The organism is Verrucomicrobiota bacterium, assembly GCA_016871535.1.
Classification (GTDB): Bacteria; Verrucomicrobiota; Verrucomicrobiia; order Limisphaerales; family SIBE01; genus VHCZ01.
This window is the reverse complement of record VHCZ01000039.1, coordinates 18,848-34,949: the sequence shown is the minus strand read 5'-3', so window position 1 is coordinate 34,949 and position 16,102 is coordinate 18,848. Positions and strand designations below refer to the sequence as shown.

The window sequence follows — 16,102 nt, the reverse complement described above, 5'->3', positions numbered from 1 at the left end:
CGGCGCAACCCGAAGGGCGGCAGTTCTTTTTCGCCAGACTTCGTTGCTTGCTCCTTACAGATCCACTTCGGGATATGCTCGTCGCTCGCGCCTCGTCTGGCCGAAAAATCCCTTGCCGCGAACGTGAGCGTATTTATGAAATGGACCACTAAGGCACTTGACCAGGGTGGAAATGACCTCAGTCGAGGCCAGCCCAATACGCCTGAGCGCCGCCGCAGCACTGCTGCGAATCGCGACGGTCTTGTGGCGGAGCGCTTGAACCAGCAAGGGAACAGCCGGGGAAGCCGAAGGGCCAATCGCGCCAAATGCGTCCAAGGCCCGCAGCCAGACCCAATCATACCGCGAATCTTTCAGATCGGGATGCTCCAGAGCGGCGATCATGTGCGGCACCGCGTCCCGGGCGTTCACGCCAAAACGCTTGAGCGACTGCAGAGCGAACCCGAGCAGTTCGAGGCTTCCCGCCAACGCGCGAATCAGCTCCGGCAACACAAGGTTTCGCTTGGCAGCCGGATCGTTCTTCAATTTCAGGAGCAGACCGGGTTCGATCTTTTCCAGCGCGTCGGCTGCGGCCGAGGCTGACGGCGCGTACGCGTCGTCGATGGCTTCGGCTAACGCCGGAACCGCGCCGCGCGCGCGGGGTCCCAGGTCACCCAGGATTTGGGCTGCGGCCAGGGTCCGGCGCTGAGGACCGCGATCGAGCAACGCGTCTCGCAAGACCGGGATCACGGAGTCGGCTTGATCAGGATCTGTTTGAACGATGGCGCGAGCCGCCAGCAGGCGAGTTTCCGGGTCCAGGTCCTTCAACACGAATTTCAGCGTCGGGATGGCTGCGGGACAAGTCAGTCGCATCTCCGCGAGGTACCGCGCGGCTTTGCGCCTCCAGAACACTTTCGGGTCCTGAAGTCGATCGAGCAGGTACGGGGTGCAGCGCGGTTCCTGGCTCGGGTCAATTTGACAGAGCGCAAAGGCAGCTTCGAGGCGGACCTGGGGTTGCACGTCGCAGAGAGCTTGTTCCAACGCTTCGGTCACGGACGCCGTTGCCGGAGCGCAAACGCCGAGCGCTTCGGCCGCGCTGGCGCGCACGGCGGCGTTCGTGTGTTGGAGTTGTGCGACCAAATCCGGCCAGGCTGTGTGGGCGGCGGGCTGGCAGCCTTTCAACGCGGCCAGAATGTTGGGGCGGTTGCGTCCATCCTCCATTCGCAAAGCGCCGGCGAGACCCAGGATGAACTCGCGCGTCAGTGGCGGTTGAACATTGGTGACCAATTCGGAAGCGTACCAGCGCACTCGCGGATCCCGGTTTGTGAGCAGGTCGGTCAACGGTGGAGCGGCGTCCTGGCCTGGAATCCCGATTTCCTTGAGCGCCGTGGCTGCTGCCTGGCGCACGTTCTGGTCGCATCGTGTTCGTGCCTTTGACCACGGCGGGGACGTCCGCCGTCAACAGGCGGATCAGCCGCGGCACCGCATTCGTGGCTGGCCAACCGATCCGTCCCAAAACCGTTGCAACGTGAAGCCGCCCCATGGCGCCGTTCCGAGGCGGAAACAGGTAGCGCTGGTTTGGCACGGGCGCCTTGGGGCCAAACCAACTCTCGGGTTTGTCACGGAACAATTGCGAATTGTCGAGGGCAGCGATCAGATAAGGCACTGCGGCTGCCCCCATTTCGGTCAGAGCGTCTTCAGCCGCCGGGTGTGGAGCGGAGGGCCGCGCCAAATCACGAATCCAGGCGCTGACCTTCTTGCCTTTGTGAACGGGTTCTTTGGCGGAAAAGGCGCGTGGAACGATCACGAGCGCCGCGATGACGCACACAAGACTCACGAGAAGCCATTTCTTCATGCCGATGCGCACAGAATCAGTCCGGGACCAAACTTTGATGCACAGCATGTGGTTAGCGTTGGTAGGGACGGATTCCACTCCGTCCCTGACTAATCCTTGAGGCGTCCTCCGAACGGAGAGACGGACAACGGAAAACCAGGGGCCTCCGTTGGCCCATCGTCTCGTCCTGGGCGGCAATCAGCCTTGAGGCCTGATTTGGGACGGAGTGGAATCCGTCCCTACCCCACGCTAGACACATACGATGCATCTGGCTCAAAGTTTGGTTTTTCACCGGCCTCTGCGGCCTGGTTTGCCCGATGGCTCCGGGATGGCCGCTCCGTCTTTGCGGGGATCGGACGCTCCATAGTTCACGCCGGAGGCGAAGTCCCGCATCACGGCCTGTCCGCCGCCCACAGCCTGGGCAAAGTCCCCGCGCAATTCGATTTGATGTCCTTTAGCCTCCAGATCCGCGCGCGCGTCCTTTGGGACGCGGATTTCCATTCGGACGTCATTGCCGCCAAAGGTGAGCTTGGTGAAGCGGGGCGCCTCCAGAGCCGATTGAATGTTCAGGCGATGATCGATCACGTTCGAAACGAATTGCGCGTGCGCTTGCGCCTGGTTCCACCCGCCCATAATGCCGAAAGCTATTCGCAGTTCTCCGCGTTCCATGAAACCGGGGATGATGGTGTGGAGCGGTCTTTTGCGTCCCGCGAGAATATTCGGGTGGTTCGCTTCGAGGGTGAACAACGCGCCGCGATCTTGCAGGGCAAAGCCGGTGCCCTCGGCGACCAAGCCGGAGCCGAACGCGTGGAAGTTGCTTTGGATCAGAGAAACGAGGTTGCCCTCGTTGTCCACCACGCAAAGGTAAGTCGTGTCCGAACGGCCCTCGAACGGTTTGCCTGCCGCCACGTGCGCGTTGGCCTTGTCTAGATCAATCAGCTTGGCACGTTGCCTGGCGTAATCTTTGGAAAGAATTCCAGCCACAGGCACTTTGCTGAACCGCTGGTCCGCAACGTAGCGAAGCATGTCGGCGTAAGCCAGCTTTTTGGCTTCGATCATCACGTGCAGGGCCTTTCCGGAATTGTGGCCCCACTCGCCGAGAGGGAATTGTTCCATGAGATTGAGCATCGACAGCGCCGCGATGCCCTGGCCGTTCGGCGGAATTTCATAGACCGTCCAGGCGCGATAAGTCGTTGAGATCGGATCGACCCATTCGGCGGAGAATTCCTTGAGATCGGCCGCCTCCAGGGCGCCTTCTTGCTGGCGACAGTAGGCCAGCAGCCGCTGCGCAATTCTGCCTTCGTAATAGGCTTTGCGGCCTTGCTGGGCGATCTCGCGATAGGATCGGGCCAGGTCCGGATTCTGGAAAACTTCACCCAGCCGCGGCGCGCGGCCCTTGGGCAAAAATGTCTTCGCCGCGTTTGTATCTTTCTTGAGCAAGCTCTCTGAATCGGCCCAATACGCGGACACGAGTTCGGAGACCGGAAAGCCTTCTTCGGCGTACCTGATCGCTGGCGCGAGGACCTGGGCAAACTTCATTTCCCCGAATCGGTCCAGTAGTTTCTGCCAGCCTTCCACGGCGCCGGGAACGGTCACGGAGTGGATGCCGTTTTGCGGCATGTTGGTGTGCCCTTTCTCCTTCAGGAATTCGGGTGTCAGTTTGGCGGGCGCCCAACCGCTGGCGTTGAGGCCATAGACCTTTCGGCTTTTCGCGTCATAGACCAGCGCGAATAAATCGCCGCCGATGCCGCACATCATCGGAGAGACAACACCCATCGCGGCGTTCGCGGCGACCGCGGCATCGATCGCGTTTCCGCCCTGGGCGAGGATGGAGACGCCGGCTTGGGAGGCGAGCGGATGTTCCGTGGCTACAATACCGTGTCGGGACAAGACCATGGACCGCGCTTGAACCCGGTCCTGGCCCTGAGCCGGATGCGTGATAAACGCCCACATAAGGAGAACGCAGAAGCTAGAAAATCGGTTGCGCATAGCAGCGCCTCTAGAATACGGCAAGGCCTGCGGATATCCATTTCATTTTCCTGTTGGGCTTTTTTTGACTCTTTCGCGTCTGGCCGTTCCCATGAACCTGACGGTAGGGCGAGCCTGTCCCAGCGAGCCGAACCGACGTGTTCAACGCGCGTGGAGCGGCTCGCCGGGACGGACTCGCCCTACCAGGTTAGTCAGACCAAGGAGGTTTTCCAGGAACGTCGCTTGCTCCGCCAAGTCCGCCAAGCTGCGAAGTTGTTTTTCAAACGTGGTTCGGCTAGAAGAGGCCCATGAACCAATCGCTCCAATGCACTCGCCGTTCCTTTCTCAAGCAAGTGGCTCTCGCTTCCGCAGGCGCTCCGATTTTTCTGCCGCGCTTGCTCAGCGCTCCACCCTCGGAACGCGTGTTGCACGCCAGCTTTGGCGCCAGCGGCATGGCGCGCGCGGATCTCACGGAAATCTCCCGCCACGCCAACGTTCAATTTGTCGCCGTCGCGGACGTGGAACCGGCCAAAGCGGACGATTTGAAAAAGAAATGGCCCGATCTTCGAGTTTACACGGATTGGCGCGTGTTGCTGGACAAGGAAAGGGACCTGACTTCGGTGAACGTCTCCACGCCGGACCACATGCACGGCCCCATCGCCATGAGCGCGCTGCAACGCGGCTTGCACGTGTATTGCCAGAAACCGCTCACGCACGACATTTACGAATCCCGCAAACTCACCGAAGTCGCCCGCCGCAAGAATCTGGTCACACAAATGGGCATTCAAATCCATTCCAACGCCGAGTATCGGCTCGCCGTGCGACTCGTTCAGGACGGCGCCATCGGCAAGGTGAAAGAGGTCCACACCTGGAGCAGCAAGAAGTGGGGCGACACAGGGCCCATGCCCGCCCGCGTCGATCCCGTGCCGGCGGGCTTTGACTGGGATCTCTGGATCGGCGTGTGCGCGCCGCGACCGTTCATTGGCGGCGGCTGGTACCATCCGGGCAACTGGCGCAAGCGGCTCGATTTCGGCACCGGGACGTTTGGCGACATGGGGTGTCACATTTACGATCCGGTGTTCAAGGCGCTCGCGCTGACCGCGCCAATCAGCGTGCGCAGCGAAGGCGGTCCGCCCAACAATCATTCGTGGGCCACGGACGCGATCATCCATTACGTTTTCCCAGGCACGGCGTTCACGGCGGAGAAGGAAGTGAAAGTGACGTGGTACGACGGCGACCAGCGTCCGCCGGCGGAAATCATCGCGCTGGTCGGCGGGAAGATTCCGGATCAAGGATCGGTGTTTCTGGGCGCCAAAGGGGTGATGGTATTGCCCCACGTCGCGAAGCCCAAGCTGCTGCCGGAAGCGGACTTCAAAGATTTCAAACCTCCCGCCATTCAAAGCTCGAATCACTGGCACCAATTCGTCGATGCGATTCGCGGCCAGGGCACGGCTGCGGCGAACTTCGATTATTCCGGGCCGCTCACCGAAGCGGTCTTGCTTGGCAGCGTCGCGACGCGTTTCCCGAAGACGACGCTGAAGTGGAACGCCAAGTCGTTGAAGTTCACGAACGAGAAGGAGGCGAGCCAATTCGTGCGGAGGAAATATCGGAAGGGGTGGGAAGTCGCGGGGTTGTCCTGAATCACTACCAATCGCGCCCATGAAGCCGAGCCGACGGATCAGGCCTTCCCATGAACCCGTCTCCCGGATCGTGGCCTTTAGGCCGCTTCAACGCCCGATTCCGGAGAGTGCGCGGAAGCAGCCTGAAGGCTGCGGTCCGCCCGGTCTCAGGTTCATGGGCCGTGTGCACGGCTCGAAGGCCGTGGAAGCTTCCCCTGAACCGTCTCTTTGGACCGCGGCCTTTAGACCGCTTCAACGCCGAACTCCAGAGCGGGGCCGGAAGCAGCTTAAAGGCTGCGGTTCGCACGGTTTTCGCTTCATGGGCTGTATGCACGGCTTTAGGGCCGTGGAAACTTCCCATGAAGCAAGATCTCACCGCCAGCTTCTGGAGTGCGCGAGTCCTCTCTGCGCCTTACACGGATCTGTGCATGGCGCTCGCCAATCCCAAGGGGATTGCGTGCTCCAGCTCAGGGTTGCCATTGGACCCGGCCCGGTGAAGCTGAAGCTTGAGCGGGGCGCGAAAGAACTGCGACTCCTGGCACAAAGCGCCGGAAGCGCGGCGTGGTTCGAACTGCTCACCCACGTCCTGGACCCGGCGTTGCGCCCGTATCTTCATCCGGTGCGCGATCTCTCCGGCCACGTCGTGCTCACGGACAATCGGCCCGCCGATCATCCCTGGCAGCACGGCATCTTCACCGGATTCCACCGAGTCAACGGCTTCAATTACTGGAAGGAAGACGAAGGCCGGCAGCGCTTCGTGAAGCTGCTGGAATCGAATCAGTCCGACTCGCGAGTGTCTTGGAAATCGCTCACGGAATTGGTCGATCCCGGCGGCCGTGTAGTCCTGGAGCAAGAGCAGTCGGTTGCTGTGCATGCGGCCCGAGAACCTGGCGCCCGGGAACAGGGCAGCGCTGGAATCGCCGGGTTCTACTTCATTGACTTTGATTTTCTCCTTCGTGCCAGAAGCCAGGACGTGACGTTCGGCAAATTCGGCGTGGGCGGCCTGGCGGCTCGAATGCCCTGGGACCAGGCCAATCCGAAGCAGACGCATCTCAATTCGAATGGCTTGCGGGGCCGGGAATGCGAACAGAAGCGCGCCCAATGGTGCAACGTGGAGCGCCTGTTCGGCAACGAAACGTTCGGCATCGCGATCCTGGATCATCCGAGCAATCCGAATCATCCCTCCGGCTGGCGGGTCGATGAACAAGGCTTGATCAATCCGGCGGTGTCGATGCTGGGGGATTGGTCGTTGCCGGCCGGAAGCGAACGCAAGTTCCGCTATCGCGTCCTGATCTACCAGCGAAGCGCGTCGAAGGAATGGCTGGAGGAACAATTTGAGAAATACGCCTCTGAGAAGTAGGGCAGGTTTTCAGGGGCGCATCTCTGAACGAGGGTGCTGCGCAAGGACCTCACCAAGCGTAGCGCAGAGTTGCACTCTGCCGTATCGCCGATTTGCAATCGGCGGCGCTTCGACAAGTTCCAGAGCCTTGGAACTCGTCGGGCCCCTGCGGAATGCAATTCCGCGATACGGCAGATTACAAATCTGCGCTACGGCCTGTGCCCGTCCTCATTTGGAGATGCGCACGGCTTCCAGATGGCAAGGAAACAAGCAGGCAGGCCAGATGCCTGCCCTGCACTCCAGGTGACGAATTATGCGCGCAATCATCCAACGGGTCTCGTCGGCTTCCGTCGCCATTGAAAGTCAAATCAAGAACGCGATCCAGAAGGGCCTGCTGGTGCTTCTGGGCGTCGAAGAATCCGACACACCCGAGGACCTCGATTGGTTAAGCGGAAAAATCGTGCGCTTGCGAATTTTCCCCGACGATCAGGGCGTCATGAACCGTTCCGTGCAGGAGGCGCAAGGCGACATTTTGGTGGTCAGCCAGTTCACCCTGTTCGCGAGCACGCGCAAAGGCAACCGCCCGTCCTACAGCCGAGCCGCGCGTCCCGAGACGGCGGTCCCGCTTTACGAGGCCTTCGTACGGCGGCTTACGCAAGATTTGGGGCGCCCCGTCCTCACGGGCGAGTTTGGCGCAGAAATGAAGGTGAGCCTGACCAACGACGGGCCGGTGACCATTCTGATCGATACGAAGATGAAGGAATGAAGGCGGCATCTGCGGTGTTCAAAGTTTAAGGTTCCAAGTTCAAAGTTGTTGTCGCAAGAAGAGAGGATCTTAACAGGAGGTAACAGAGGGAACGGAGATTCATTTTCTTAGTTCCCCTTTCGTAAAGGCTGCGAGGCCACTTCCTCGCAGCCGGGTCTGCGAAAAAGCCCGTGTTCTACAAACGCCCAGATTGCCCGCAGGCCGAGGTGAAACTTGTCACCCCACTCATTTAACCGATTTAACGATTTAACCTTTTAACGTTGTAACGGCTCGGTCGCGGCTTTGCCGGGTCTTGCCATGCTGGGCCGCTTGCCCTTGCGTTTCAAAAATCGTTCCCGCAGGATGCGCGCGTCATGAGCCTGGAACTTTTCAAACTGAACGGGAAAGTCGCCTGGATCACCGGCGGCACCAAAGGCCTGGGTTTTGCCATGGCCAACGCCCTGGCCAGCGTCGGGGCCGATATCCTCATCAACAGCCGCAATCGCGCCGAGGCAGAAACGGCCGCCAAACAGATCGCGGAAACCCACCGTTGCCGCGCCCTGGGACTTCAGGCGGACGTCACGAACCCGGCGGAAATCGCGGGAACCGTGGAACGCGCAATCCAGGAATTCGGGAGCATCGATATCCTCGTGAACAACGCGGGCATCAATGTGCGCCAGCCCACAATCGATCTGCCCCTGGAAGAGTGGCAAAAGGTTTTGGACATCAATTTGACCGGGCCGTTTCTCTGCACCAAAGCCGTCGCGCCGCACATGATCCAAAAAGGCTGGGGCCGGATCATCCATTTGTCGTCCATCCTCGGACACGTGGGCCTGGCGGGACGGCCGGCGTACACGGCGACGAAGGGCGCGATCGTGCTCTTGACGAAGACGCAGGCATTGGAATTCGCGGCGAATGGCATCACCGTGAACGCGATTTGTCCCGGCCCGTTCGAGACGCCCATGAACCTGCCGCTCCTGCAGAATCCGGAAGTCTATAAGGCGTTCGTGGCAAAGATTCCTTTGGGCCGCTGGGGTTACCTCCACGAAATCCACGGCGCCGTCATTTTCCTGGCGTCGAATGCCTCCAGCTACGTGACCGGAACGACGCTGACCGTCGATGGCGGCTGGACGGCGCAGTAGGAGTGGCCGCGCGTCCCAGCGTTTTTTGACCAACCACTTAACGACGGTGGGGCGAGGCTCCTGCCGAGCCTTTCCTCGATGGCATTGGCTCGGCAGGAGTCCACCTTAACCGCTATTTCCCGGTTGACTGAAATGCAAACTTCATCCAAGGCAGCCACGGCACGCCGGATTGATTCGGCCTTCAGGCTCGCGAGCGAGCGCTACGCCGCGATGAGCGTGGACGTTCGCCGTGCGCTCAAGACCCTTGCCACGATCCCCATTTCGCTGCACTGCTGGCAAGGCGATGACGTCGGTGGGTTCGAGAAATCGGGAAGCGACCTGGGCGGCGGCCTGGCTGTGACGGGCGATTATCCGGGGAAAGCGCGATCTCCCGACGAGTTGCGCGCCGACCTGGACAAAGCTTTCTCGCTCATTCCTGGCCGGCATCGTTTGAATCTCCATGCCTGCTACGGCGAGTTTGGCGGCCGGCGCGTGGACCGCGACGAAATTGAGCCGGCGCATTTCAGGAACTGGATTGATTGGGCGCGTCAGCGCCGCCTGGGACTCGACTTCAATCCGACGTATTTTGCCCACCCGAATGCCGCCGACGGTTTCACGCTCTCGCACCGCGACAAAGACATCCGGGGTTTCTGGATCGAGCACGGTACTCGTTGCCGCGAAATCGGCGCCGCGATGGGAAAAGCCCTGGGCTCGCCTTGCGTCACCAACATCTGGATTCCCGATGGGATGAAAGACACGCCCGCGGATCGCTCCGGTCCGCGCGAGCGCCTGGCCGAATCTCTCGACGCCATTTTCGAAAGCCCCATTTCCCCAAAGCACAACCTCGACGCCGTCGAACCGAAACTCTTCGGGCTTGGCAGCGAAAGTTACGTGGTTGGCTCGCACGAATTCTACCTCGGCTACGCGATCACGCGCCGCAAACTGCTTTGCCTGGACGCCGGACATTACCATCCGACAGAAACGATCTCGGATAAGCTCACGAGCGTGCTCCAGTTCTTGCCGGAAATACTGCTGCACGTGAGCCGCGGCATCCGGTGGGACAGCGATCACGTGGTTACGTTCACCGATGACCTCCAGGCCATCGCGCGTGAAATCGTCGCCAACGGCTACCTCACGCGCGTCCACATCGGTCTTGATTACTTCGATGCCAGCATCAACCGCATCGCCGCCTGGATCGTCGGTGCGCGCAACCTGCTGCGCGCCCTTCTGGTGGCGCTGCTGGAACCGCCCGCCATCCGCGACGCCGAAATCTCAGGCGACTTCACGGCGCGCCTGGCTTTGCTGGAGGAGGCCAAGGCGTTGCCGGTGGGAGCGATCTGGGATTACTACTGCGAAACCCAAGGCGTTCCGGTGAGCAACGCGTGGCTGGCCGAAGTGAAACGCTACGAGCGCGAGGTGTTGAGCAAGCGAGGCGAAGTTTCGGCCCACGAAAGACACGAAAGGGGGGTGTAACCAGAAAGCTTCCCCTGAACCTGACGGTAGGGCGAGCCTGTCCCCAGCGAGCCGAGTCGGACGTGGTCCAGGCACGTCGAGCGGCTCGCCGGGACGGACTCGCCCTACCTGGTTCATGGGGCGTGAGCATGGTCATCAGACCAAGGAAGCTTCCCATGATCCCACACCACTCCACCTCTCCATGGCTCTACACATTGGCAAGCGCGCTGTGGGTGGAAAAAGAAAAGGTGTGGCGGGCGGGCTTCGGTTTGGCGTGGACTTACAAACATCAAAACCCGCTGCCACACCTTCGCCATGCTCTCGCAGCGCCTGGGTCGAGGCACCCCGATTTACGGTTGCGTGAAATCACTCGCGAGCAATCAGCCATTACCTGAGCGATTCCGCCCATGAACCTGACGGTAGGGCGAGCCTGTCCCCAGCGAGCCGGTCTGCGCGTGTTCCACGCACGCCGAGCGGCTCGCCGGGACGGATTCGCCCTACCAGGTGCATGGGCAGAACTGCTGCATTTCCCGACCTCAGCCACGGAGGCCCCGCTCGCGCAGCATCGCGGGAAGTGGCGCGGCTTCCTTCTTCAGAAACCGCAAGGTCCAACGGCGCCGCTCGGAATCTTCAGTGGAAAATCGTTCCGCCGCCGCCGCTCGCATCCTCTTATACAATCGCCGCCGCGACCAGAGTCCCCAGAAGAGCGAATTCGCAATGCCCAGCCCGCACCATAGAATCATGTTCAAGGCCAGCGACGGCCCATTGTTGTTCGTTCCGAACGCGGTCCAGAGCGCTTGCGAGACCATAGCAGCATAGAAAACCAATCCCGGAATGACCACGATGCGGACCGCCGCGCCTCCGCGCGCGACGCGCGGATTCTTCGCAGACATCCCCGACCACATGCCGGTCCAGCCGAGCGCCCACAGATCCAGTGCCCAGGTCCCAACATAGCCGAGGCATCCCCAGATCCAGAGAATTCTGTCCGCGTCCTGCCTGAACTCACCCGTGTGCAAGCCAAACACCGCGACGCCGATTTGCGCCGCCAGCAGGAAACAAAGCGGCCCGAGGAATTGCCAGCGCAACGCGAGCCATTGCCCTCGGAGAATCTCGCGCGCGCTGAGCGGTGTGCAAAGCAGCCACTCCAGAGTCCCGGCCCATTTTTCCTCGGCGAACCCCCGGCTGGCTTCCGAACCGATCCACAGCTTGACCACTAGCGAGGCGCAAATGATGAGCGTCGAAACGAAACCAGGGGTAATCAGCACAATCGGATTCGCGGTCACCACACTCACGCCGAACCCGGCGACGACAGCCAGGAAAAGCCAGAACCACAGCCGCTTCAAGCGGTCGCGCGCCATGAGCCAGAGGATTGGGTTCCGACTCAACAACCGCTTTCGGAGCGCGCTCCGGACTTCTGCGTTCCCGTAGCACCATTGCTGGAATCGTTCGCGCCAACTGGCGCCGGCGGGTCCGCTCGCTTTGTCCTGCCACACGCGGCTCAAGATCATTCCGGCAAGGACCACCAATCCCCACGACAGCGCGTGGGTCCAAAGAAGCGACATCCAAAATGAATTCCCCAGGGGTCCCAAGGGCGGAATCCCCGCCCGCAGAAAGGTGGTTTTGGGACTCAGATACTGCAACGGCAGGTAAAAGACTTCGGGGAACCCTTTTCTAATCAGCCATTGCGCGGCTTCCGGCATGATGAACCACGACCACAAAATCACGATCAGTGCGCCGGTCCTGGCGCGGCTTTGCTTCCGGCTAAGAGAGGAGACCAACAAAGCCACGCTCAACGAGAAGAAAAGCGTATTCGCCAGGGCCAGCGACACTCGCGCGACTGCGGAAGGCTGCGCCTTACCCAAAGGAATCAACAGGACCAGCACCGGGATGCCGACCAGGAATGCGCACACCACACCGATGGATCGCGAAACGAGTTTTCCGAGAACCACGTCAAGGCCGGTCAGGTTCGTGAGGAATAGTAAGCCCAGCGTTCCCTCGCGCTTTTCTTCGCTCAAACAATCATGCGCGACGTGAGCGCCGCCGAACATGCAGAGCGCGAATAGAATCTCCGTCAGCCCTTGAAACATGGAAAAACCTGTCCACGCGCCGCCAAAGTAATTGTAGGCCACCATGGCGCCGATTCCGCCGATGGCCGCGGCGAGCGCGATGCGGACGCGAATGGAATAGGTTTCTCGCCGGCGGGCCAAAACCCGCAATTCCCGATCGACGATGGGCAGAAACGTCATGCTGGCGTTAGTTTGACCAGCAAGCCGGGTTCAGATCACGCAATTTCCCCCGATTCAGCCGTTGCCCTGTTTCGCCGCTCCTTTGTCTTCGGCCTCAACAGTCACGTGCAGGCGAGCGGTGGCTTTGTGGCCGCGTTCGTTCGTTCGCTCGACGCTCACGAGGTAATGACCCGGTTTCGCGAACCGATGTTCCGTCACGGCGTAGCCGTCCTTGGCCAGGCTCTGGACGTTGCCGTCCGATTTGGCCGTGACTTTTGCGGTGCCATCGCCGAAGTCCCACGTTTCGTGGCCGAAGGTCGTTTTGAATGTTCGCACCTTGAACGTCACGGGGTCGCCCGGCCGGATGCCGAACGTCGGAGCATAGACGGCGTGAATGCTCGGAGGCAATTGGTCGGGCCCAGCCGGGTCAATGACATCGACGTACGCGAAATCGCAGCCCACTTCGCCGCGTGCGTCGGTGACTTTCAGAATTTCACTGTAGAAACCTGGCCGGGAGTACGTGCGCTCGACGGTGGAACCGCGGGCAGTCATTCCGTCGGAGAAAGTCCAGTCATGCCGAGCGATTCGGCCTGAAGCGCTCCAGGATTTTGAACCGTCGAGAAGGACTTTCTGGCCCACGCCCACGAAGTGATGCGGCCGCGCCACAGCAATGATTCTCGGCGCGTATTGTCGCTGGTACGCCTCCCAAACAAAGGCGTAACCCTCCTGGATTCCCCAAAGACCGGACGGTTGGCGGCTCGTGATGTCGAAATGGAGATGCGACCAACCGCCGCTGCCACCTTCCTTGCCCAGCACGCCGATCTTTTGGCCGATGGCGATCTGGGATCCGGGCCGGACGGCGGGATCGATGGAGTAGAGATGGCTGTAGCGATAGTACCAGCCGCGTTCGTCGAGCAGATAGACAACGTCGTAGCGCGGTTTCGCCGGGCTGTCCTCGTAGCCAGGCAGAATCTCTTTGCCGGAAGAAATCACTCTCCCATGCGTCGCCGCCACGACGTCGATCAATCCTTCCGCTCCGCCAAAATCGAGTCCGTAGTGGTAATAGACGTTCTTGGCGCCGGGGGCCTCGCCGCCATCGACGAACGTGGGCTCGTTGGCCATTTGTGTGTTGCTGGCAAACCAGCGTTGCTTGAGCGGATAAGCAAATGTGCCCGGCTCAATCCAGGGCGAACCCGCCGGCCAAAGCCGCAGCCGCGCGTCCTTGACCAATCCCCACGCGTTGCCCTGGCTGCTGTTCCCGACGTAACCTTTGGTGATCGGACAATCGATTTGGACGCCCGCGAACGTTACCGGCAGGTTGTACGTTGCCGAAGTTAACACCAGGGATTGCCCGTTGAGTTCGACGGTGACGCGCGCCTGGCGGACGGCATTGCGAAAGGCGTCGCGGGCTTCGTCCAGGCGGAGGAGTTTGATCTGGGCCTTGGTCCCATCAGCGATCTGGATTTCCTGCGCCTCGTTCACGTTCAGGTCCACCGAACGGACGATCGACGTACTTCCGAGAGCTGAATCTGCGGCGGCGGACTCTCGTGCCAGCAAGGCCAGGAGAGTTATGCGAAACGAAGCGACGGCGGTTTGGAGTACGCGACATTTCATGACGGGAATGCTTAGGCGAATTCCGACTGAATGGTAATCCCAAAATTACTGAGCGACACCTGTCGTCGTCGCTGCACCCAAGACTGGGCTGCGTTTACGCGAACAAAGATTGCTTTGTCCTGAGGAATATTGATTCTATGGACAACGCTCGTTCGTCGATGCCAGCGGCTAATCCAGTTCACGGTCCGGTCCATCCGGCTCAGAGATGCTGGCTCTCCTGGATCTCACCCGTTCTGTCCGTTGCGCTCATTCTTTCGTATGTCCCGGTCATGTCACCGGCCAGGACGCATGACGATCCGGCGGCGGCCAGCGTTTCCTCGGGGAATCCGCAGATTCTGCCGGAAAATCTCCTGTCCGGTCGCTCCTTTTCCATTCAAAGGCAAAACGGAGTCTTTTGGCTGATCAAACCGGACGGTTCCCGCACGTTCCCGCTCGGCGTGTGCTGCGTCGGCATGGGAGCCACTCGCAAGGATTTCGATCCCGATAATCCCGGCTACGCGGCGTGGCAACACTACGCCGACTCCAACCAGTGGGCCGAAGCCACGCTGAAGCGGCTCAAATCCTGGGGCTTCAACACCATTGGCGGCTGGAGCGACTTCGATGCGCTCAAGCAATGCCGCGACCCGGATGTCATGTTCGCGCCCGTGCTGCACATCGGATCGACGGCGGGCGCTCCGTGGTGGGACATGTGGGACCCGAAAATCACCGACCGCATGGACGAGGTGGCGCGGGAGCAAATCCTGGCGTTGCGCGATGATCCGCGGCTTTTCGGATACTACAGCGACAACGAAATGGGTTGGTGGAACGCCACGCTGTTCAAGATGACGCTCGAGCAAGCGCCCACAAGCGGCCAACGCCGCCGGCTCCTGGATTTCCTGCGCCAGACGTATCGCAACCGGTGGTCTGAATTACTGAAAGACTTCGAGCCGGAAGGCGCGAACCGTTGGTTGGAACTGGAACAGCGCGGCATGCTCTACCTCCGTCCGGGAGGCAAAGGCATCCGGACGATGCGCCAGTTCCTCGGTTTGCTGGCCGAGCGTTACTATGCGCTGGTCCACGAGATCATTCGCAAATACGACCAACGCGCGCTGATTCTGGGAGAACGCTACCAATCTTTCTACTATCCCGAAGTGGCCCGCGCGGCAGCGCCGTACGTGGATGCTATTTCCAGCAACCTGAACGCCAGTTGGAGCGACGGCACTTTCGCTCGGTTTTATCTGGAAACCCTCCACGCCCTGACCCGCAAGCCGATTCTCATCAGCGAATTTTACATGGCCGCCATGGAAAACCGGACCGGCAACAAGAATAATCACGGCGTTTTCCCGGTTGTCGCCACGCAGAAGGAACGCGCCGCGGGTTTTCAGCGCACGCTCCAGGCCTTGCTCAGGATCCCTTACGTGATCGGCGCGGACTGGTTCCAATACTTTGACGAGCCAACGCATGGCCGCGGCGACGGCGAGAACTTCAACTTCGGCCTGGTCGATATTCACGACCAGCCTTACGAAGAACTCACCTCCGCGGCGGACGGGATTGATCCGATCGCCTTAAGGAGCCTGCCTGCCCGGACACGTTCCGACGCTTCGCAAGGCGTGCCGCCTGCGCCTCCGAGTCCTTTCGAGCCGCTCCAGCCAACGCTCGCGTTGCAGCACTGGGATCGCGAGCGCGGCTTTGTCAAACCCGCTTCAGAATTCCCCTTGGCCGATCTTTACGTGTGCTGGAGCAAACAGGCGATTTATCTCGGGCTCTATTCGCACGACATTGTCGAGGACGCCTTTTACCGAAGCAAAACCGTGCCGAAGAACGATCGCGCCGAATGGTCGATCACCGCGGGGCGGTCTCGAAAAACCATCCGGGCCCGGATCGGCGCGGGTGTCGAACCGATCATCAACGAGCGCGGCGTGCGCATCGTCAATCTCTCCGGCGTGAACCTTGACGTGCGCAATATCGCCGCCGTCGAATTGCCGGCGAAATGGTTCGGGAAAGACGGATTCGAGGCGGGAGATTCCGTCGAGCTTGCGTCCACGCTCCTGACCCATTGCCAGGGCTATCGAGTCGATTGGAAAGGGAAATTCGTTTTGAAGGATTGACGGGCGAGACAGAGTTCTCGCCTTGTAGCGCAGATTTGCAACCTGCTGTATCGCAGAATTGCATTCTGCGGCGTGGCGGCAAGTTCCGGTGCCTCGGACTCGTCGGCGCGCTGCCGACTGCA

General features: G+C 60.7%; 10 protein-coding genes. 6 read left to right on the top strand and 4 right to left on the bottom strand.

All coding sequences use genetic code 11. The annotated features are described in order from the left end of the window. Positions 1-54 precede the first annotated feature (54 nt). Together FJ398_07710 and ggt are read right to left on the bottom strand one after the other, a co-directional pair. Positions 55-1,383 carry a hypothetical protein gene (locus FJ398_07710; GenBank protein MBM3837841.1) on the bottom strand — a complete coding sequence of 443 codons (1,329 nt, stop codon included), beginning with the start codon at positions 1,381-1,383 and terminating at the stop codon, positions 55-57. Between the two features lie 715 nt (positions 1,384-2,098). Next, positions 2,099-3,799 carry a gamma-glutamyltransferase gene (gene ggt, locus FJ398_07705; GenBank protein MBM3837840.1) on the bottom strand — a complete coding sequence of 567 codons (1,701 nt, stop codon included), beginning with the start codon at positions 3,797-3,799 and terminating at the stop codon, positions 2,099-2,101. A 287-nt stretch (positions 3,800-4,086) separates the two neighbouring features. Between ggt and FJ398_07700 the strand changes: the two genes are divergently transcribed. From FJ398_07700 to FJ398_07680, 5 genes are all read left to right on the top strand, one after another. Next, a complete protein-coding gene (locus FJ398_07700; GenBank protein MBM3837839.1) occupies positions 4,087-5,418 on the top strand; it encodes a Gfo/Idh/MocA family oxidoreductase in 1,332 nt (443 codons plus the stop codon). Between the two features lie 19 nt (positions 5,419-5,437). Continuing rightward, complete coding sequence (locus FJ398_07695) at positions 5,438-6,757, top strand: hypothetical protein (protein MBM3837838.1); 1,320 nt, start codon at positions 5,438-5,440, stop codon at positions 6,755-6,757. A gap of 292 nt (positions 6,758-7,049) precedes the next feature. Continuing rightward, positions 7,050-7,502: a D-tyrosyl-tRNA(Tyr) deacylase gene (locus FJ398_07690; GenBank protein ID MBM3837837.1), complete on the top strand. Its 453-nt coding sequence runs from the start codon at positions 7,050-7,052 to the stop codon at positions 7,500-7,502. A 353-nt stretch (positions 7,503-7,855) separates the two neighbouring features. Next, positions 7,856-8,623 (top strand): 3-oxoacyl-ACP reductase FabG, encoded by a 768-nt coding sequence (locus FJ398_07685; GenBank protein ID MBM3837836.1) that lies wholly within the window; start codon positions 7,856-7,858, stop codon positions 8,621-8,623. Positions 8,624-8,755: 132 nt separating this feature from the next. Next, entirely contained in the window at positions 8,756-10,075 is a 1,320-nt protein-coding gene (locus FJ398_07680; GenBank protein ID MBM3837835.1) for an L-rhamnose isomerase, read from the top strand. A 515-nt stretch (positions 10,076-10,590) separates the two neighbouring features. On the opposite strand, the gene FJ398_07675 is transcribed toward FJ398_07680, so the two are convergent. Both FJ398_07675 and FJ398_07670 read right to left on the bottom strand, forming a co-directional pair. Continuing rightward, positions 10,591-12,300 carry a hypothetical protein gene (locus FJ398_07675; protein ID MBM3837834.1) on the bottom strand — a complete coding sequence of 570 codons (1,710 nt, stop codon included), beginning with the start codon at positions 12,298-12,300 and terminating at the stop codon, positions 10,591-10,593. Between the two features lie 54 nt (positions 12,301-12,354). Beyond that, a complete protein-coding gene (locus FJ398_07670) occupies positions 12,355-13,893 on the bottom strand; it encodes a PKD domain-containing protein (GenBank protein MBM3837833.1) in 1,539 nt (512 codons plus the stop codon). Between the two features lie 269 nt (positions 13,894-14,162). On the opposite strand from FJ398_07670, the gene FJ398_07665 reads away from it, so the two are divergent. Then, positions 14,163-15,980, top strand: a complete 1,818-nt coding sequence (locus FJ398_07665) for a hypothetical protein (protein MBM3837832.1) — start codon at positions 14,163-14,165, stop codon at positions 15,978-15,980. Positions 15,981-16,102 lie beyond the last annotated feature (122 nt).

Excerpts from the sequence above, each read along its gene's own strand:
- ggt (MBM3837840.1), bottom strand. The coding sequence starts at position 3,799 with ATGCGCAACCGATTTTCTAGCTTCTGCGTTCTCCTTATGTGGGCGTTT.
- FJ398_07700 (MBM3837839.1), top strand. The coding sequence starts at position 4,087 with ATGAACCAATCGCTCCAATGCACTCGCCGTTCCTTTCTCAAGCAAGTG.
- FJ398_07695 (MBM3837838.1), top strand. The coding sequence starts at position 5,438 with ATGAAGCCGAGCCGACGGATCAGGCCTTCCCATGAACCCGTCTCCCGG.
- FJ398_07690 (MBM3837837.1), top strand. The coding sequence starts at position 7,050 with ATGCGCGCAATCATCCAACGGGTCTCGTCGGCTTCCGTCGCCATTGAA.
- FJ398_07685 (MBM3837836.1), top strand. The coding sequence starts at position 7,856 with ATGAGCCTGGAACTTTTCAAACTGAACGGGAAAGTCGCCTGGATCACC.
- FJ398_07680 (MBM3837835.1), top strand. The coding sequence starts at position 8,756 with ATGCAAACTTCATCCAAGGCAGCCACGGCACGCCGGATTGATTCGGCC.
- FJ398_07675 (MBM3837834.1), bottom strand. The coding sequence starts at position 12,300 with ATGACGTTTCTGCCCATCGTCGATCGGGAATTGCGGGTTTTGGCCCGC.
- FJ398_07670 (MBM3837833.1), bottom strand. The coding sequence starts at position 13,893 with ATGAAATGTCGCGTACTCCAAACCGCCGTCGCTTCGTTTCGCATAACT.
- FJ398_07665 (MBM3837832.1), top strand. The coding sequence starts at position 14,163 with ATGTCACCGGCCAGGACGCATGACGATCCGGCGGCGGCCAGCGTTTCC.